General features: G+C 59.8%; 11 protein-coding genes. 2 read left to right on the forward strand and 9 right to left on the reverse strand.

Annotated features, from left to right (window positions below; genetic code table 11):
* The first annotated feature begins 129 nt into the window (after positions 1 to 129).
* Both VGY55_23030 and VGY55_23035 read left to right on the forward strand, forming a co-directional pair.
* Positions 130 to 1,401, forward strand: coding sequence for a DUF933 domain-containing protein (locus VGY55_23030; GenBank protein HEV2972860.1), 1,272 nt, complete (start codon positions 130 to 132; stop codon positions 1,399 to 1,401).
* Positions 1,402 to 1,529: 128 nt separating this feature from the next.
* Entirely contained in the window at positions 1,530 to 1,907 is a 378-nt protein-coding gene (locus VGY55_23035) for a four helix bundle protein (protein ID HEV2972861.1), read from the forward strand.
* Positions 1,908 to 1,942: 35 nt separating this feature from the next.
* On the opposite strand, the gene VGY55_23040 is transcribed toward VGY55_23035, so the two are convergent.
* From VGY55_23040 to VGY55_23080, 9 genes are all read right to left on the reverse strand, one after another.
* Positions 1,943 to 7,255, reverse strand: a complete 5,313-nt coding sequence (locus VGY55_23040) for a hypothetical protein (protein ID HEV2972862.1) — start codon at positions 7,253 to 7,255, stop codon at positions 1,943 to 1,945.
* 458 nt (positions 7,256 to 7,713) lie between these two features.
* Positions 7,714 to 8,955, reverse strand: coding sequence for a hypothetical protein (locus VGY55_23045; protein ID HEV2972863.1), 1,242 nt, complete (start codon positions 8,953 to 8,955; stop codon positions 7,714 to 7,716).
* Positions 8,956 to 9,259: 304 nt separating this feature from the next.
* Positions 9,260 to 10,633, reverse strand: coding sequence for a prepilin-type N-terminal cleavage/methylation domain-containing protein (locus tag VGY55_23050; protein HEV2972864.1), 1,374 nt, complete (start codon positions 10,631 to 10,633; stop codon positions 9,260 to 9,262).
* Positions 10,634 to 10,661: 28 nt separating this feature from the next.
* On the reverse strand, positions 10,662 to 11,837 hold the full coding sequence (locus VGY55_23055) for a prepilin-type N-terminal cleavage/methylation domain-containing protein (protein ID HEV2972865.1): 1,176 nt from the start codon (positions 11,835 to 11,837) through the stop codon (positions 10,662 to 10,664).
* A gap of 698 nt (positions 11,838 to 12,535) precedes the next feature.
* Positions 12,536 to 13,765, reverse strand: coding sequence for a prepilin-type N-terminal cleavage/methylation domain-containing protein (locus tag VGY55_23060; GenBank protein HEV2972866.1), 1,230 nt, complete (start codon positions 13,763 to 13,765; stop codon positions 12,536 to 12,538).
* Positions 13,766 to 13,846: 81 nt separating this feature from the next.
* On the reverse strand, positions 13,847 to 15,001 hold the full coding sequence (locus VGY55_23065; GenBank protein HEV2972867.1) for a prepilin-type N-terminal cleavage/methylation domain-containing protein: 1,155 nt from the start codon (positions 14,999 to 15,001) through the stop codon (positions 13,847 to 13,849).
* Positions 15,002 to 15,153: 152 nt separating this feature from the next.
* A complete protein-coding gene (locus VGY55_23070; GenBank protein ID HEV2972868.1) occupies positions 15,154 to 16,494 on the reverse strand; it encodes a type II secretion system F family protein in 1,341 nt (446 codons plus the stop codon).
* A 67-nt stretch (positions 16,495 to 16,561) separates the two neighbouring features.
* Positions 16,562 to 18,280, reverse strand: coding sequence for an ATPase, T2SS/T4P/T4SS family (locus VGY55_23075; protein HEV2972869.1), 1,719 nt, complete (start codon positions 18,278 to 18,280; stop codon positions 16,562 to 16,564).
* Positions 18,281 to 18,405: 125 nt separating this feature from the next.
* On the reverse strand, positions 18,406 to 19,584 hold the full coding sequence (locus VGY55_23080) for a type IV pilus twitching motility protein PilT (GenBank protein ID HEV2972870.1): 1,179 nt from the start codon (positions 19,582 to 19,584) through the stop codon (positions 18,406 to 18,408).
* Between the last annotated feature and the right edge of the window lie 125 nt (positions 19,585 to 19,709).

The following is a 19,709-nucleotide window of genomic DNA, read 5'->3' on the forward strand; positions in this document are numbered from 1 at the left end:
TTCCGCGCAGCAAAACGGAGACTGTCCCCTTCTCCCAGCCGGATTTGTTAGGCGCTCGTACGGCCTCCAGCGTTCCCTCAAAGCGAAGCTTTGAGCATTTTCCCCCTCGTCCCTCACCCCTCGCCCCTAATGAAAATCGGTCTCATTGGTTATCAAGGTTCCGGCAAGAGCACGCTCTTCGAATGGCTTACCGGCGTGAAGCCCGATCCGGCGCTGGCCCATGCCTCGCAAAGCGCGATGGCCACGGTCCCCGAGCCGCGCGTCGAGCCGCTGTGCCAGGTCTACCATCCCAAGAAGGTCACGCTCGCGGCCCTCGAATTGGTCGACACCCCCGGCCTGAGCCGCACGCACGAGGGCAACGCCGCCCGCCTCGGACTGATCCGCGAGGCCGGCTGCCTGGTGCTAGTCGTCGCTGGATACGCGGGCGGCAATCCGCTGGCCGATCTGGTCGCGTTCGATGAAGATTTCCTCCTGGCCGACATGGAGATCGTCGGCGGCCGGATCGAGCGGCTCAAGGAATCGCTAAAAAAGCCCCATCCCAAGGCCGAGCGCGAGCACGAGCAAAACGAGCTGGCCGCCCTCGAGCCGCTGCTAACCAAATTGGAGGCCGGCCAGCATCTCAATCAATCGGAGATGACCGACGAGCAGCTCAAAGCCACCAGCAGCTTCCGACTGCTCACGCAAAAGCCGAAGCTCGTTGTCGTGAACCTGGCCGACGACGATTCCCCCGACCGCTTCGCCGAAAAAAACGCCAGGGGACTGTCGCCGCATTCTCCCTCTCCTTCGGGAGAGGGCCGAGCTGAGGGTGCCGAGCCCGGGGGACTGTCCCCTTTTTCGCAGCGGGCACCATCGCCAGATGGTCGGGAGAAAAAGGGGACTGTCCCCCTCTCCGCCGGCGGTTCCCAATCTTCTCCCTCTTCCTCGACGGGAGAGGGCCGCCCTGCCGTGAGCTTGTCGAAAGGGGGTGAGGGCGCCTCCGTCCTAAAAACTCTCTCCGGCGTCCCTCTCGTCGCCATCCCCCTCGGCCTGGAAGTTGAACTCGCCCGGATGACGCCCGAGGATCGGGCCGAATTCGAGCGCGAAATGGGGGTCGGCCACGGCGACCGCGACAGCCTCCTCCGCACGATCCTGAACGTCTCCGGCCAGATGCTCTATTTCACGGCCGGGGATAAAGAGGTCCGCACCTGGATGCTCCGCCAAGGGGGCACGGCCCTGGAAGCGGCCGACAACATCCACAGCGACCTGGCCCGCGGCTTCATCCGCGCCGAAGTGATGCAGTGCGCCGACCTGATCCGCCTTGGCAGCGAGCGCGAGATCAAAGCCCACAACCTCATGCGCCAAGAGCCGAAAGACTACGTCATCCGCGACGGCGACATCCTCCACATCCGCTTCAGCGTGTGAGGGGAAGGGGCTGGGGGCTGGGGACTGGGGAAATGTAGCAGGCACACCCCCTGTGCCGTCCGCCTGCGCGGAAAGAAACTGGGGGCTGGGAATGAAACGAACTCACATCAAATCAAGGAGATCACGAAATGAGCGATGAAAACTCGGTCCGGTGTTATCAGCAGTTGCAGGTTTGGCAGTTGGCTATGGACGTTGCCGAGGAAACCTATCGTCTGACGTCCCCATTTCCGAAGCACGAGCTGTATGGGCTTTGCAGTCAAATGCAGCGTGCGGCCGTTTCAATACCTTCGAACATTGCCGAGGGCCATGCGCGCGATTCGACGCGCGAATTCTTGCACCACATTTCCATCACTTTCGGCTCAATCGCCGAGCTTGAGACACAGCTTCTGCTGTCAAACCGCCTCGATTATCTCGCCAAGCCAAAACTCGACGAGGTCATGCCGCAAATCGATCGCGTCGGCCGAATGCTCGGCGGTCTACAGCGCTCCCTCAAAGCGAAGCTTTGATCCCACTCCAGTCCCCAGCCCCCAGTCCCTCGCCGCTACTCAATGTAGCGGCGGAGCAGAATCGCCCGATTCACATTGTGATTCTGCCCGCGCTCGTAGCCGACGGGGATCGAGCGGTCGAAGATGTAAAACGCTCGATGGCGGACAATATCCCCCGTATCGCTCCCCAACTCGGCCCCAAGCTGAAAGCCATCGGCATGGGCCTTTATGTCGTCGGGAGTGAAACTGGAAGGAGATGTAACAGTCATCCCCGGCCCGTAGTTGATCCCCCTCTGCGGCCAAGGCAGCACCTCGAAATAGCCAACCGTCAGCCACACGGCGAACACATTCGACCGCGTCGTGACATTGTTTCCGATCCGTTCTAGTCCCTGGTAGTAAAAATATGAGTTGCGCGTAGGCTGATTGTAATCGCCGACCAACGCGCCCAAACCTTTCAACGTGTCCAAGCCGAATAATGGCCGTTCGGGATTGGTGCCGATTCCGGTAGCTGACGGAGGGACTGTCGGGTCAGCGCGGAGTAGCGACAAATCGACACCTCTATGGAGCATATTGGCAAGAGGCACCAAGTCGGCGGCGCCGGCGGCGCGGAAGGGCGCCGCCACGGAAGTCGGAAAATCCTGGTCGGCGGTGATTAGCCCAGTGTTGTTAGTCTTACCGTCGCCGCGCCGGCTCATGATCAACCTATTCAACAACGTTGGATATCCGCCCTTTGCAGGATCCATTGGCACCCCGATCAAGGCGGCAAGCACGTCCGAGCTAGTGACCGTGTTAATGTTGATCCGCCCTGGATCGCGATAGTTCGACACTTTGTTGAACGGCGGCAGGAACGGCGATTGGCCCGACGTGCTAGTGAACACACTGGGGTTCAACACAGTATCCGAGCCGATGAACCGGGATGGAACAGTCAGATAGTCGAGCACGCGATAGAGGTTCCCCGCAGTGTCCCCTTTATCCGCGGGATCGTGATAGTCCGTCGAGTTGAAGAAATTGAGCAGATGTTGAAATGGCGCATGGAAACTCACATTCGCAGCAAAATACGGATCGGGGGTTTGCGCCGAGGCACTTATCGTCCCCGGACTCGAAAAGTCCATCAGCAAGCGGTCGGGAGAGCTTCCCGGCACAAGCAGCAGCTCCATCACATTCGCATAGGGCCGAGCATTCCAAGCGATCCAGGGGAACGGCTTCTGCGGGTCACCAGCATACGCCGCTCCAGGCCCACCTGCTGCGGCCGCCTGCGTGAAACCTTGTCCAAACCCTGTGTTAAGATACCCAATGGTGTGCTGAAGTTGATGGTTGAAGTTCCAAACGTTGTTGCCAAGCATATCGCGAGGCAAAGCGTCAGTCGGCTGACCCCAAAGATTGTTTCCACTGGCGGGGGGCGGGTTCGTATAACCGCCGCGCTGGCGGCTCGATAAATTCACCGGCCCTATCGCGTCGTCAGGATCGGGATCGGCCGATTCGCCGCTAAACGTCGTCAGGTCAATCGGCATCCAGTCGACGGTAATGTATGGATTCTTGACCCTGTCCCAAGCGGCGCGCGGATCTGCTAGCCTCTGCAGCACCACATGTTTATAGAGTTGCTTAGTTCCGGTCTTCGCCACGCCGGTCAGACTCAGAGGACGGTTTAATGCGTTCGGGTCGCCGGTGCCCAGTTCCAACGGGTTGTTGCGGAACGGAAACGCCGAATCGCCGATAAGCCCATTGTTCGTCGCGTTCGGAGTGCCGCCGTAAGCGTCCGTCAGGTTTGTCCCGGGGTCCAATACAGTCGGCTCCGGATAATAGTACTGGGAAGTCGGAAGCGGCTCAGAGACATTGAGACCGATTCCCTGCGGTGCAGTCTTCGCCACATTGCCCCAACTCGCCGGAGGATTCGCCGCTATGATGACTCCAACGACCTGCTTCCTATCAGTGTTCTGGGGGTCCGAGTATGCGGTATTCAAGCTGGTGGCGCTGTTTGCGCTAACCGTTATCGACTGCGACGTCGCGGTTTTTTCGCAATATGAGGTGGGATCCTTGATCGATCCGACGTAAGTCTTCGGTCTGGGGCCAATCACTGCATAGGCCGCCGGTGGCACAAAGATTGGCGATTGGTTCCAGTTATAAAAGAGGCCTGGTGTCGCCGGCGTCGGCGGCTTGACGGTCGGAAACCAAATAATCCTGTCGACATTCGCCGTCAATGCGCTCGAAAACGTATTGATAATCAACGACTTCATAGTCGTCACATTGTCCGTGGTGTCGTTTTGAATCGTGAACGTATCCTTATTGGTCGTCGCGGCGGTGGTGAGGTTTGTCGTCGAGTCCGTGATCACCATCCGCCAGACAGGATTGCCGTCCGGAGCTTGTTTGCTCAGTTCGAGACACCACTGTCCGGTGTTCTTGTCTTTGGTATACAGATCTGTCGGATAAATAGGATTGCTTGGATTGCGGCAACAATAGAGTTCAATGAAGAGCGATCCTTGCGGCACGCGGATCTGATCGAAGTTCTTGTCGTTCTTAAGTGGATCAGGGTCCTGGGGATCGGTGGTCTTCCTCTTCGGCCCATCGTCGAATCTCGTGTCCGCCGTAGCACGATCGTGGAATGCCAGCGTTTCTGTCATCACGATGTCGGGCGGCTTGCAGCCCCAAACGATCTGAAGATCGGCACTGGCGGCTTGATTCGGCGGCACCTGACTTGGATCACCGCTGGCTTTCCAACCGGCGTAGTCACTTTGGAAGATATGCGAGTGGTAGACGAAAGGTGTCATCACCGACGATGAATCGCGGAAGCAAACGGCATTGATGGCCCATTGAGCTGCGCGGCGCGCATTGGCCGCTTGAATGTTCGCGGCGGCGATTGGATCGGTGGTCCAGTTGCTGAATTTTGGGTCAGAGAAATCGGAAAAGGCCATCACCAGCGTATACAGATACCGAGCCATCAATTGCCGACCCATTTGAGGCGTCGCCACGCCGTCGGTAATGTCGAGATTGACCGATGCGGGGTAAGACGACGGCCAATATGGAAAGTCACTGCTCTTGATCTTTTCCTGCGGGGGCGGATTGCCGTTTCCAGTGTCCCCGGGCTCATCGACGATCCCGTCGCCGTTGTCATCGCGGCCATTGCCGAATGGCCGATTGATGTCCATCTTCAGGCCGCCAAACATTTCAGGCGGCATTATCCTTCCAAGTTCGGCGTCGAGCGCCGTAGTAATCTGCGATGCGCTTGCGTTGACCGGGAGGACCCCGCTTAGCGGGCTTTTGAAGCTATTGTACAGCTTTGCCCGCAAAAGATCGGCGAATTGGAACACCCGGCCGCCGTATGCAGGAAATTTTGCCGGGTCAATCCCCATTGCTTTCCAATAGGCATCGACATAGTCATGGGCAGCCTGTTGCCGAAAATCGCGCGGCACGGCGAGGCCCGGAACCGGCGAGTCCCAGCTATCGGTTGTAAGGTCGTTGGTCTTTGCCGCGATTTGCGCCGGTGTGAAGGTGCTCGTGCTAGGATCGAGCGAAGTTAGAAGACTAGCCAAGCGCGGCGCGAGCGACCGCGCATCGACATCATGCGACCGCAGCACTCGCTCCAATTCGGCGGGCGTGAACGGATTGTCCAATCCTGCTTGTGTCATGCCGCGGCCGGGCCGCGGGGCGTTCAGGTCAATTCCATAGGGAGTGTCCACCGCCTTGATCAAGGTGGAACTCACGTCAAACACTTCGCTCGTCCAATAGTTTCCGTTCGTCGCGTTTGCGCCCGGTGTGATGAATAGCGGCTGCCCGCGGTAGTCGAGGCCCACGGTGCGGCGGGACTTCAAGTCGCCGGGAGTGCCGAAGGACGTAAGCACATCGTATTGACTGTTGGCTTTTGTGACATCTCGGTAATCATTCAGCGGATACTCGAACATCTTGACGGCCGTCATCGGCCGATTGGAGACGGGCGAAACTCCCATTCCGTGACGACCCTGCGTGGTCGTGTTTATGTTGTTCGGACCGACGCCGAAGATATTCTGCATTTCGTTCGACGAAAGAATCCGCGTTAGGTCAATGTCGGCCGGGCCAAAGCCCAGTCCGGCCGCAAGTTGTACGGGCGTTCCGCCGGCCAACGGACCAGTCGAGGTTTGTTGAAAGTTCGAATCCTGCTGGGCATAGCTTCCGTGAGCATTGAGATTCACGCGGCCGTCGAGATCGAGGATCAGCGGCGCGACCAGAACCTTATACGTCCGACCATCCTTCGAGGTCATTACTGGTAGACCCGGATCAATCCAGATGCTGTCGGGAACGCCGTTCCCCATGTTGTCGACGTCAAGTGGGGTACTAGACACCCCGGGACCCCCGGGATCCGTGGAACTCGCGGGAGGCCTGTTAAAGGCGGAGTTGGTCGCAGCACAGAAGATCGGGTGGTCAGTTATGGTAGGACGGAAAAGAACCCTCCGTGCAATGGAGCGTATTAGGTCGGGAGTGATACTAGGCGTCGATTGTATTCGTTTGTTCCAATACGCATATAAATCTGCGCGATGAAACGACGGCAGGACGCCGCCGGTGTTGTTCACCAAGCCCAAATACATATTGTTGTAGTCGTAGGCCGTGTAATCGACGTTCGCCCCGCCGTTGCCGGCCGGATCGGTATACGGAGGATTCGACGTCGCGTTTGGCTTGAAATAGGCAGGATTGGGCAGTAGGGCGTATTCCGCGTTGATCGGATCCCTCGAATCCTTCAGGCCGTTCCAAACCGTTAACCCTGTTGTGGGGGGGTCTTTTGACGCACCGGTCCAGTCGTAACCGCGCCCCATGCCGGCGTAGGCCGGGCCATTGACGAGAAAGCTGTCGCCTGGGTAATTCGTGCTAGGATCGGCAGAGTTCGGATAGAGCAGCCCCGCGTCGGCATGGAACTGCATGACGGTCAGACCGGTGCCGTTGGAAGCCACGATCCGGGCGCTTAGTCCGGCACAGGGGCCGTTGAGCATTGTCAGGACGCAGCCTTGGTAATAGTAATTGGCGGATTGATAGTTCGTCGGAGTGCTCGCTAAGACGATATTATAGAACTGCCCGCCGGTGCCCGTTGCGGTCCCCGAATTCTTGCCGACGTTGCCGCGGAAGCTCGCGTTGCCGTAAATCCCTTCGAGCAGGCTCCAGGTGTGGAAAGGGGAATGGACGTCCGTCGTGTCGCGGAAGAGGACCATTGCCAGGGAATCGAGCAATTGAGCCGGGGAGTCGCCGGATTGCTCGTGGCGGCCGATGGCTTTGGTCGCCCCGCGTTCCTTGGAGGCCACGAGCACGTAGGTGACCGTCAGCAATACGAACAGCACCAGCACGCTCAGCACGACCAGGAGCAGCACCCCGCGCCGCCGCCGCTCCGAAGGCCGCCGAGCGAGAGACAAGGGGCGAGGGACGAGGGATGAGGGGCGAGGGACGGACTGCCTGCTCCCCTCGCCCCGTTGCGGGAGAGGGGCCGGGGGTGAGGGGCTGGAATGATTTTGGATTTTGGATTTTGAATTTCCGACTTCGGACGCGGGGCATCCCGCCGCGAGCGGCGCGGCTAACTTCCGTCCTCCGACCTCCGAGCCCCCAGCCCCCAGTCCCCAGTCCCCATCTTGATTGGCAAGCGACATATTCACACCATTCCGCTTAGGAGCCGGCCCCTTGCCCAGAAGCCGCCTCGTTGATTTGCTTTTTCTCGTGCCAGGCTCTTTGATTGAACCAAGACAAGCATTTTATTTATGAGGAAACCAGGAAGACAGGAAGAGAATTCATGTAGATCACGACGCTCGCTCCTGTTTTCCTGGCCTCCTCATAAAAATCCGTTTGGTCGCGGCCATCGGCCGCGCTTTTCCTTGCTTCAATTCGACCACATCGACGGGCCTTCCAGGCGGACCGTGCGTTCGTATACTGCCACGGCGCCGTCGTAAATGAACGCCCAAAACTTCGGATACGAAGTGCCTTGCCAGTCCTTCCAATACGGCTGCTGTACGATTGCCATGTTCAAATCGGGGCCGCTAATCGTAAGATTGCGGGCATAATACTTGGCCGATCGATTTGGATTGCTCGGATCGTTGTTGATGTTCGGGGACAAAATCGGTCCCGCCGAGACCACTCGATACCAGCGAAAGAACGGCCGCTGGGTCTGGCCGCTCGAATCCTTGGGCGCGTTGATGTCGTATACCATCGTTCCGAGCATGATCCATTCGCCGACGTTGACCGCCAAGTTCGGACGTTCCGTGACGGAAATGGGAGGGACAGCCACCTCATCAGTAATCTGCAGCTCGCCCGCCCCGATGCCAACCGCAGGCGCCGGCACGCCAGCGATCGACGTGCCGGTAAAGGTCGCCACATCAGCCCGTTCCGCGCTGATGTTCACATTGTTGACCACCGTGCCCGGAGCGACCGCCGTTGGCCGTTGGTTGAAGACGACGATCGACAGAGTCATCAAGTTGCGGTTCACTGGCTTCCCAGGGTCTCGCGGCGTCGTCGAAGTTGCCGGTGTCGGGGGCACAAGCTCATCACCGTAGACGGGCACAAGTGTGGCGAGCCAACTGTAGCGGCCATCAAAGGCCCGCTTGGTGCCATTCGAGTTGAATCCGCCGATCGGAACCGCATCCGGGTCGCCGCCGGGAATGGTGAACGCCAGATCGTCCTGCGAGACGGAAGCCTGATCGGCCGCCGACCCCAGCACGGTCGAGAGCGTCAACCGCGCCATGGACACCGGGGGCGACGAGGCCGAGCCATTGCTCGCGAACGTGCCGACGACCGGATACTTCGCCGCAAACCGATTGATGATGAGCGGATCAATTGCCACCGGCGGAAATGCCTGCGGCGCGGTAATTTCCCTACCCGTTTGATTCACTGTGTCGCACAACACCGCGCCTACGTCCGTGGGCTGGTCGAAAACGCAAAAGTTCGCATTGTTCGAATAGCGCCAATTGTCCGGGCGGAGGAAACCGCGCGTCTTGAGTTCGCGGGTGGCGATTTGCCCAACCTGCGATTTGCGGTCGTCGACCGTCGAGCGCTGGATCTGCAATCCGGCCACGGGCAACAGCGAGGCCACGCTCACCAGCCCCACCGCCAGCACGAAGATCGACATCAGCACCTCGAGCAGGGTGATGCCACGTGAGGGGCGAGGGACGAGGGACGAGGGGCGCGGGAAACTGTAGCAGGCACACTCCGTGTGCCGTCCGCCGGGATTGGTTATGGCACGCGGAGCGAGTGAGGAGGGGCGAAGCGAATTCTCCCCTCTCCATTTGGCGGGAGAGGGGTCGGGGGTGAGGGGGTAGCGCGTCAGCCGGCGCAGCACCCTCACCCAGGCCCTCTCCCGTCGAGGGAGAGGGAGACTCGACTTTCCCGGTCTTGTCGCGCCAAGCGGAGTGTGCCTACTACGGTTGAACATCTTAATTTCCACCCGAGACTTGGTTGCCGCTGGCGTAGCGGCGGGAGTTCATCACAGCGTTGATGACGCCCGCCCATTCCGCGGGGTTTTGCGGGTATTGGCCGCTGGTCGTATAAGCGGGCGGCACGCCGGCTGGCGAATTCACAAATGCGGGCTGTAGAGGCGCAACATCCGTTGTCGTCACCAATCCCGACTGCCGCGTTACGCTCACCCAGCGGCATTCGGGGTCTTGATAGTTGGGCAAATGGCTCGGATCGTTCTGCACCGGGCCCGCCGCCGACAGAATCTTCTCGATCTTCCCGACAAGAAAATAAGCGCCGGACAGCGGCGCGGTTTGGTAGTTGAATGGGTTATTGACAACGTATGGCGTAGGCGGCGTCCCAATCGTGTAAAACTTGTACGTACAGGAATAGTAAAGCTGATCGAGCGTCCCTGCCGAATTGAACGTGACGATCACCGGGCCGCACGTATCCGGTATCGGCACGCCGGCCGGGCCTGGAACCGTCGGCGATTTGGTGTTGATGGTACCGAGCGCGCCGAACATCGCTCGCATCGAAGCAAGCGGGTTGCTCGGGTAAGTATCGCCTGTCGCGGCAGCGACGATCGCTGGCGTCTGCGGCGGTGCCAAGTCGACTCCCGAAAAATACCAGTCGATCGCCGCGCCGTCGGAGAGTTGCACAGGCGGATCGACTGTCTTGACCGGCTGGCGGAAGATCTGGAATGGGACGGCGACCGCTTTCTGCGGAAACACCGCGTTTGGGTACAGCGGTGTCACAAGCAGATTATTGCTCGTGATGTAATAGTCGGGCGGAGAAGGCGTGGGCGCCGAAGGGTCCGTCGTCACCACGAATAGGTCGCCGCGATAATTAAAGCGAATCAGGTCGCCGTTGCGGATCAATTTTTGCGTCGTCGGCGGGTTCGTGCTGTTGTTGTAAGCCGATAAGCCTGAAAAGGTCGGCGGCGCGAACCCAGTGGGGCCCTTCGGGCCATTGATTTGCACGTTAAAGGGCGGGTTTGTTAACGCGTTCCAACCCGCGGGGAAATTGATTGCGGCCGAATAGCCGACATCATCGCCGGCATACGGCGGCGGGACCTCGACGAGATATATCTCCATCGAAGCGTAGGGGTTGTTCTTCATCGGCTGGAACAAGACGCCGACGGAGCGGCCGCTCGAGATCGCCCGCGTTTGGGCGGTCGAGAGCATGGTGCTCACTAGCCGAGCCCCTTCGCGCAGCCGCCGCGAATCGGAAGCGGACGACAAGATCGGGATCATCGCCGAGGTCAGGATCACCATGATAATGATCACGACCAACAACTCCATCAGCGTGAAGCCGCAGCGGGACTCGCGATGAATTGCGTTGGGTTTGCCGCTCATATCGTTGGCTCTTTTCCGTACCAATTAGTTACCGCGCCCCGATCAATTGGTTGGTGATGTTGTCGCTGATTCCGAGGCTACGGGATGCACTTCCGGGCGGCAAATAATTACCCTGATCGTCGAAAATCGCGGCCGTCCCAATCGGGCCGGGTCCAGTCGGCGGAACCGGAAAATCGGTCGTGTCCGTCAGGCTGGCGAAAGGGTTGTTGCGTGGGTTCGACGTATTGACGTAATGAAAGGTTTTCCCGGATTTTGAAACCATATCGAAATAACCGTCCGGGCCAGCAGAGTAGATCAGCGGGTAGAGCGCGAACGTCACAGGTTTGTCCGTTTGTGGCAGGCCGGTCGTGTTGTCGTAAACAATCGGATGGCCATAGATTCCGGTCGGGTCAGTCTGATCCGGCATCCGTCCGTCCGTATATGTTTTCCCGCCAACCGGACTTGCCGGGAAGGGATTGGGGGCCGGCTGCAACGGCGAATAAAACGCCGGTGCCCAGCGAAGAAATCCAATCGGCTTTCCCCATGCGTCGAGAAAAACCTTGTGGCCCGAATGGTCGTAGTCGCCAATGTCGCCCTCCGAAAAATTCTCCATGATATCGGGGTCGTCCATTCCGATCGTCATCATCAGATAGAGGCATTTTGCGCCCTCATAGGCGTTCGGAACCTTGGTGAAATCCATGACGCCATTTTGGTTTGCCTCTGGAACCTGTCCCCAATAGGCGTTCGTCACGGCAGGCAGCAACATGCTCACGACAGCCGGTTGCGTTGGATTGGCCACGTCATTGTAGGTAATCGGAGCCGCCGGATTACTGTTATCGGCGACCGTGATTAGCGCTGGCGCATCGAGATCCGTCCAGCGCTCCGGCATTTCCATTCGCATCAATTGTCGTATAACGTCGCACCGGATCGTGGCGAGCGCCTTCAAAGGCGTCGGCTTCGGAATCGGATTCCCCATCATGTCAAACGGGCCATTAGCTGGATCGAGCACCTCGCCAGGCATCGTGATCGGCAGCCGCCGAGTGCGGTAGGATTCGTATTTCTGCATCACGAGCGCATTGAGCCGGGCGATGAGGGAACGGGTCTTGGCGATTTGGGCCGCTTCCTGCGCGCCGGCCACCGCCAGGGCCATCGCCGCCGCTAGGATCGCCATGATCGCCATCACCACCATGAGTTCGACGAGCGTGAAAGCGCCATGCACCCTCACCCCGGCCCTCTCCCGTCGAGGGAGAGGGACAAAGCGCTGAGCGCGGCGGGGCCGCGAGGCCAGAGTAGCAGGCACACTCCGTGTGCCGTCCGCCTGCCTCTGTTGCACGGCATGCACATTGCCTGTGTTGACGCCGTTCGTCGGAGTTGGTTGCGGCACACGGAGTGTGCCTACTACATTGCCGGCGGCGACGCGACCAGAAACGAGGGTCGAGGGACGAGAGGCGAGGGGCGAGGGGTGAGCAATTCCTCGGCCTGAAAGGCCGGAGGAGCCCAGCCCAGGGTGGAGCGACGTTCTCTGCCAGGAGAACGGAGCGGAACCCTGGGACGGCCGAAGCCTCCCGCACGCTTGCGGCCTGAAAGGCCGCCGGAGGGCGCGCGACACAACGGAGCCCAATCCAACGGCTCGCTGGGTGATGTCGATGCAGGAATTCCGTCGCCCGTTCAGGGCTAAGAGCCTATCCGAAAACGGCCCGCGGAGAGGGGGACAGTCCCCTTTTGTTCCGAAGACTCCACAAAAGGCGACAGTCCCCGGCCGTTTTCGGATAGGCTCTAAGAGTTCGTTGGACATCGCATACCCAGGGTTTCGCTCGCCCGCCCTAACGGACGGACTTGCTTCACCCTGGGCTGGGCTCCGTTGGCCTTTCAGGCCATGCAGTAGCGGGATTGATTCGATTGCCGCCATACGAACACACGCGCTTATCGCGCCCCCATCGAATGGCTGTGAATGTTGTCGAAGCTCCCCAGCGCGCGGCTGCCGCGGTCCGTCTTCGGGAATATGGCCGGCGCGCCGATGGGGCCGTCGGGAAACTTGTTGGTCGTCAATTGGTCGATGCTGGCGAACGGATTATTGGGAGGACTCGTCCGTGAGTATTGCAGCACGCTGCCACTGGCGTTGGTCATGTCGGGGACGATATCGTAATGGCCGTCCGGGCCGGCCGAGTAAACGAGCGGATAGAGCGCGAAGGTGTCCCAATTGGTTACGGCCGGCGCCGGCGGCTCGGTGCGCGGAATCCCGTTCACGGCGCTCGAGTCGAATCGCGGCGTGCCGTACACCCCGGTCGGATCGGTTTGGTCCGGCATCCGCTGGTCCTTCGTGGCCGCGCTGGTCGGCGTCGGCGGCTGGAGCGGCGAGACGAGCCCCGGCGCCCAGCGGAGAAAGTTGATGGGATTTCCCCAGGCGTCGATAAACACCTTGCAGCCCGAGTGGTCGAAGTCGGCGATGTCTCCCTCGGAGAAGTTTTCGAGCACGCTCGGTTCTTCCAAGCCCATCGTCACGAGCAGATAGAGGCACTTGGCCCCTTGATAATTTGCGCCCAGCTTGATGAACGCCGGCGTGTTCTGAACCGAATTGTGAGACGCCAGATAGGCTTGGCTGGAAGCGGATCGCTGCATTTGGATTGTCTGTGAATTGGTCGTGGGATCTGTGTATGCCGGTCGCGTCGGGGAAGTGACGTCCTCCATTTTGATTGGAACCGCGTCATCGATAATGTCCCTCCAGCGGTCGGGCATTTCCATCCTCATCATCTGCCGCAGCACGTCGCAGCGCACCTTGCGGCTCACTGCCGAAGGCATCTGAACCAGGCTGCCGCTGGGATCGATGACCTCGCTGGGGATCGTGACCGGCAGGCGGCGCGTGGCATACGATTCGTATTTCTGCATCACCAGCGCATTGAGCCGGGCGATCAGAGAACGGGTCTTGGCGATTTGCGCCGATTCTTGCGCTCCGCTCACGGCAATCGCCATCGCCGCGGCGAGGATCGCCATGATCGCCATCACGACCATGAGTTCGATGAGGGTGAAGGCGCGGGGGAAAAGCGAGGGGCCAGAGGCCAGGGGCCGGGGGCCAGGGACGAGGAGCGACGGCCGACAAATGCTCCTTGTAGAGCGCGGACGCGAAGCGCGATTTGGGTTCGATTGATCGTGCATGTCTCGTTCTCTGTCATCGTAGTCATCACGCTCCGTCGTGATGAACGGTCCTCACGCGGAGCGCGAGGAGTACACTGCGGTTCATTTCGGGATCGAGTCGCCGAGGTTCTTGGGGCTGAAGTTGGTCAGGTTGTCTCGGTCGCCGCCGCCGTAAAAAGTTCCCGAGGGGAAATAGCAGAGGGTCGGAAGGCCGCTCTTCCCTTGGTCATCGACTCCGCCACCGCCGAATGCGCCATCCAGACCGGCCGAGATGATTTGGAATGAATTGGGATTCACCGGCTGCGGCCCCTGGTTCTTCGGCCAATTTCCATTCGCTGGGAATTGTCCTGCGGGCGGATCGGAGGCATAGGGACGAACGACGCCTTGGCCCCCCTGTTGCCAAACCGTAGTGTCGTAGGGATACGCGATGGAATGTCCGGTACCATCATCTTTGGGAGACTCTGTCGTGGGGTCCCTCACTACGTAGTTCTGCGAGGCGAAATAAACGTACGGCACACCGGGCGTGTCGGCCGGTGAATACACTGGAACGGTTAGATACCAAGTGTTACTGGAGTCGCAATAGGCCCAAATGCCGTTCTGCAATTGGACGACGGTCGGACCGCTATTGGAGACCTGGGGCCAGCCCGGCTGGCGCTGCACCCGCGCCTGGGCAAACTCGAAAAACGGCGACCGCGTGGGCAACGACATGGCGAGTGCAGCCGCTACGGTTGTGCCCGGTGCCGGAAGCAAGCCTTTGATTGGATGCTCCGGATCGGGGCTAAAGCCGCTGAGCCAAAACACCATTGCGTCGGCCGGACTGAAGAACCGCAGACTGGGGTTCACCCGCCACGGCTGCTGAATGTAAAGAAGCTCCTGCGTAACATCGCAGCGCGGAAAAGCCTTCGCCAAGTGCCGCGCCGCCGAGCTATTGGTGTTGACCACCCCGCTGACGATCATGTCGCTGAAATCGGAGGGCGGATAGCTGCCGTATTTCTCTTTGTATGCCTTCAAGGATGTATCGAGTCCGGCGATATCGCCGATGATCCGCGCCTCCCTGGCATTGCCCAGCGCGATCATGATCACCGGGGTCAAGAGTCCCATCAGGATGATGATGATGGTGATCACCACCAGGAGTTCGACCAATGTGAACCCGCGCCGGCTGGGAGAAGGGGACAGTCCCCATTTTGCTGCGCGGACTCCGCAAAAGGGGGACAGTCCCCGCCGGCTTTCCGTCTGCGCTACAACATTGCTGAACATGTTCCGTTGTCCTTGAATTGAGATAACCTGAATCGATCGCGGCTGGTGATTCCCCTCACCCCGGACCTCTCCCAGGGGGAGAGGGAGTTGTCGATACGGCCCTTCGCCGCAAAGTGCCCTTCTGAATCCTGCATTCTGCGTTTGGCATTCAATCACTTCCCGCCGCCGGTGAGGCTGGTGATCAGCGAGACCAACGGCATGAACAAGGCGATCACGATGAACCCGACGCAACCGCCCAGCACGATAATCAAGAGCGGCTCCATCAGCTTGGTGAGGCTTTCGGTGAGCACGGCCACCTCTTCGTCGAACGTGTCGGCGACTTTGTAGAGCATCGTGTCCAATTCGCCCGTTTCCTCGCCGACGTCGACCATGTTGACCACCAGATCGTCAACCACCCGCTGATTCATCCGCAGCACATAGAGCAGCCCGCCGATGACCGGGATGAAAATCATCCAGAACATCAGGGCGATGGCATTAAAACTGGCGCGGGAATGCTCCTTGAGCGGCTTGGCGATGCTCTCGCCCTCGCGGATCGAATCGGATACGCGGCCGTAGAGCTTCTCGAACATGGCGTTGCCGGAGGTCTCGCGCGTGATGTTCAGGGCCTCGAGGATCGGCACGCCGCTGGAGACGAGGGTGCCGAGGGTGCGCGTGGTGCGGGCCAGGATGTTTTTCTCGACCATCTGGCCGAAGATCGGCACCTTGAGCGTGAACAAGTCCCATCCCTCCCGGCCGTAGTTGAATTTGCGAATCAGCTTAATGAACAGCCAGAAGGCGACGGGGATGAGCGGGATGGCCCACCAGAAGTCGTAGGCCGCGTGGGCGATGCTGATCAGGATCGTGGTGACGGTGGGCAAGGGCTGCTTGAAGTCCTTGAAGATCTTTTCGAAGGCCGGGACGATCTTGATCATGATGAAGGTCAAGATGCCGACGGCGACCATGATCACGACGATCGGATAGACCATCGCACCTTTGACCTTGCGCTTGAGCGACTGAGACCGCTCCTGGAACTCGGCCAGGCGGCGGAGAATGACTTCGAGCGCACCGCCGGCCTCGCCGGCCTTGATCATGTTCACATACAAGCGGTCGAAGGCCTTCGGCGATTTGGACATGGCCTCGCTCAGCGTCGCACCGCCTTCGATTTCGTCGCAGACATCCATCAGGCAGTTCTTGAATCGGCCCGGCTTATTTTGCTGCTCGAGAATCCGCAGGCTGCGGAGGATCGGCAGACCGGCGTCTTGAAGGATCGACAACTGGCGGGTGAAGAGCACGCGGACGCGCGAACTCACGCCCCCCAGCGCGAACTGCCGCTTCTTCTTGGTGACCTGCTTTTTCTCGGTGGGCGATTTCCGGGCTTTCTTGACCGAGATCTTGGTTACGAAGTAGCCCATCTGGCGAATGGTCGCCTGCGCCTCGGCTTCGTTGGGCGCATCGACCATGTCCTTGATCTCCTGGCCGGTGGAGTCCATCGCCTCGTATTGGTAGATCGGCATGGGAGTAACCTAGGGGAGTCGGCGGTCAGTTGTCAGTTGCCAGTTGGAATCCAAAATCGAATTGTCTTTATGCTTCCAGGATTGTTTCGCGGATGACTTCTTCGGCGGTGGTCGTGCCGTCGAAAACGGCGGCGATTCCTGCGTCGCGGAGCGTGACCATGCCCTCGTTGCGCGCGGCGGTGCGCAATTGATCGGTCGAAGCGTTGTTCATGATCATCTCGCGGATGTCGTCGTTGACGGGCATCATTTCGAACAGGCCGACGCGCCCTTTGTAACCCGTGCGGTTGCAATGTTGGCAGCCGCGGCCGCGGAAGAACTTCTTGCCCGCGATCGAAGTGGAATCGAGTTCCAGGTCGGCGAGCATCTCGGCGGTCGGCATGACTTCTTCCTTGCAGTGGGCGCAAATCCGCCGCACCAGCCGCTGGGCCAGGATCCCCTCGATCGTGGCCGTGATCAAAAACGGCGGGATGCCCATATCGCGCAGCCGCGTGATCGTGCTCGGCGCGTCGTTGGTGTGCAGCGTGCTGAAGACCGTGTGCCCGGTGAGCGAGGCTTGCACGGCGATCTCGGCCGTTTCCGTGTCGCGAATTTCGCCGACGAGGATTTTGTCCGGGTCTTGGCGGAGGATCGACCGCAAACACTGAGCGAACGTATTGCCGATCGACGGATCGATGGGCACCTGAATGATGCCGTCGAGATCGTATTCGACCGGGTCCTCGGTCGTGATGATCTTATCGGCGATCGAGTTCAGCTCGGTCAGCGCCGAATACAAGGTGGTGGTTTTTCCCGATCCGGTCGGCCCGGTGACGAGGATAATCCCGTTGGGTCGGTTGATTACCTCGCGGAATTGCTTGAGCGTGGGGGCGTCCATGCCGGTCTTTTCGAGATCGAGCGAAATGACCGAGCGATCGAGCACGCGCATGACCACGCTCTCGCCGAACATGGTCGGCAGCACACTGACGCGCAGATCGACCGGGTGGCCGCCGACGTTCAGCTCGATCCGCCCGTCTTGCGGGAGCCGGCGTTCGGCGATGTCGAGGTCGGCCATGACCTTGATGCGGGTGGTGATCGCGAACGACAGATGCCGCGGCGGGGGGACCATCTCGAACAGCACGCCGTCGGCCTTGATCCGAATCCGGAATTCATCCTCGAACGGCTCGAAGTGCAGATCGCTGGCGTGGTCTTTGATCGCCATCAACAAGACCATGTTGAGCAGCTTGCGGACCGGAGCGCTGTCGGCCAGTGCCTCGACGCTGGTCAGATCGATCGGCCCGTCGCCGGCGGCGGCCTCGGCGGCCCTTTGCAATTCCTTGTCTTCTTCCATGCCGGCGACGATGCTCTCGACGCTTTCCGTTCCGCCGGCGTAATATTTGTCGAGCGCTTTTTGGATGTCGCGCTCGGTGGCGACCGCCGAGCGGATGTCGAAGCCGAGGAACGTTCGCAATTCGTCCTCGACCGACAGCTTCTGCGGGTCGCAGGTGGCGATCGTCAGCACATTGCCTTCCAGCGAAACCGGCACCACGCGATACAACTGGGCCATCGCCTCGGGCACCGAGGCGAGCACATTGGCCGGGATCGGCAGCTCGGCCAGATAGATCATCTTCAGGCCGAACTGCTCGGAGAGGGCTTGGGCCAACTGCTCGTCGTTGATGTAGCCCATCTGCTCGGCGATACGGCCCAGCGACTCTTCCGGATTCCGCTCGTGCTCCTGCTGGATTTCCGCGAGCTGATCGTCGCCGATGAAGCCGAGATCGACCAGAACTTGTCCAAACTTACGTAGTGCCATGTTATGAGAGGTCGGAGGTCAGATTGTTGGAGTTCAGCCTTTAGGCTGCGGCAGGCAGGCTAAAGCCTGAACTCCAACAGTCGGTCGGAGGTCGCAATACGTCGTCAAATCTCACTTGCCACTTGTCACTTGCCCTTTACGCCGTCGCGCTTTGGTCCTTCGTTTTCGTCCTCGTCTTCACCGTCCTTGCCGTCCTTGGCGCGACGATTGATGTCTTCCTCATCGTCGAACATGCCGGCCTCGGCCTTGGCGATGCGCTTCGACAGATCGTCGGGGTTTTGGGCCTTGATCATCACCTCATCGACCGTGACCTTCTCGGATTTCCAGAGGCTGAACAGATGGTCGTCGAGCAATTGCATGCCGAGCTTTTGGCCGGTTTGAATGGCCGAATTGATCCGGAACGTCTTGTTCTCGCGAATCAGGTTGCCGATGGCGGATGTGACCACGAGCATTTCGTAGGCGGCGATGCGGCCGCCGCCGATTTTCGGCAACAGCGCTTGCGAAAGCACGCCGATGATCGCGCTCGACAACTGCACGCGGACCTGTTCCTGCTGGTTGGTGGGAAAGGCGTCGATGATGCGGTTCACGGTGCCTTGAGCGCCGGTGGTGTGCAGCGTGCCAAACACGACGTGGCCGGTTTCAGCGGCGGTGATGGCGGCCTCGATCGTTTCCAAATCGCGCATTTCGCCGACGAGGATCACGTCCGGGTCTTGACGCAAGGCGCGCCGCAGCGCCTCGGAAAAGCTCGGCACATCCACGCCGACTTCGCGCTGGTTGACCGTCGATTTCTTGCTCGAATGGTAGAACTCGATCGGGTCTTCGATCGTGATGATGTGGTGGTCGACGGTCTCGTTGATGAAGTTGATCATGCTGGCCAGCGTCGTGCTTTTGCCAGAGCCGGTCGGCCCGGTGACGAGGAATAACCCTCTCGGCCTCATGCAGAGCTTTGCGCAAACCGGCGGGGTCCCCAATTGCTCCATGGTCAGCAGTTTGTTGGGAATCTGCCGCAGCACCATTGCCACGTGTCCCTTCTGCTTGAACACCGAGACGCGGAACCGGGCCAATTCGCCGAAGGCAAATCCAAAATCGCAGCCGCCGACCTCGGCCAATTCATGTTGGCAGCGGTCGGGCGTGATGCTCTTCATCAAGGCGACCGTGTCGTCGGACTCGAGCACTTTGGTTTCGAGTCGCCGCATTCGTCCGTCCATGCGAAACACCGGCGGTTGTCCGACCGTCAGATGGATATCGCTGGCATTCTGCTTCACGCAGGCGGAGAGCAGCTTGTCGATGAGAATATTGCCCATACGTAGTCGTTTCCGCACGAAGGCGGTCAAATGGCGAAGATGGCGGACCGGATACCTAATGCCAGATCGAAACGGCTCAACAAGTTGCTAACCGACGTTCCGCCCACAAAGTGGATTTCAAAAAT

Source organism: Pirellulales bacterium (assembly GCA_035939775.1).
Classification (GTDB): domain Bacteria; phylum Planctomycetota; class Planctomycetia; order Pirellulales; family DATAWG01; genus DASZFO01.

Excerpts from the sequence above, each read along its gene's own strand:
- VGY55_23030 (HEV2972860.1), top strand. The coding sequence starts at position 130 with ATGAAAATCGGTCTCATTGGTTATCAAGGTTCCGGCAAGAGCACGCTC.
- VGY55_23035 (HEV2972861.1), top strand. The coding sequence starts at position 1,530 with ATGAGCGATGAAAACTCGGTCCGGTGTTATCAGCAGTTGCAGGTTTGG.
- VGY55_23045 (HEV2972863.1), bottom strand. The coding sequence starts at position 8,955 with ATGTCGATCTTCGTGCTGGCGGTGGGGCTGGTGAGCGTGGCCTCGCTG.
- VGY55_23050 (HEV2972864.1), bottom strand. The coding sequence starts at position 10,633 with ATGAGCGGCAAACCCAACGCAATTCATCGCGAGTCCCGCTGCGGCTTC.
- VGY55_23060 (HEV2972866.1), bottom strand. The coding sequence starts at position 13,765 with ATGCACGATCAATCGAACCCAAATCGCGCTTCGCGTCCGCGCTCTACA.
- VGY55_23065 (HEV2972867.1), bottom strand. The coding sequence starts at position 15,001 with ATGTTCAGCAATGTTGTAGCGCAGACGGAAAGCCGGCGGGGACTGTCC.
- VGY55_23070 (HEV2972868.1), bottom strand. The coding sequence starts at position 16,494 with ATGCCGATCTACCAATACGAGGCGATGGACTCCACCGGCCAGGAGATC.
- VGY55_23075 (HEV2972869.1), bottom strand. The coding sequence starts at position 18,280 with ATGGCACTACGTAAGTTTGGACAAGTTCTGGTCGATCTCGGCTTCATC.
- VGY55_23080 (HEV2972870.1), bottom strand. The coding sequence starts at position 19,584 with ATGGGCAATATTCTCATCGACAAGCTGCTCTCCGCCTGCGTGAAGCAG.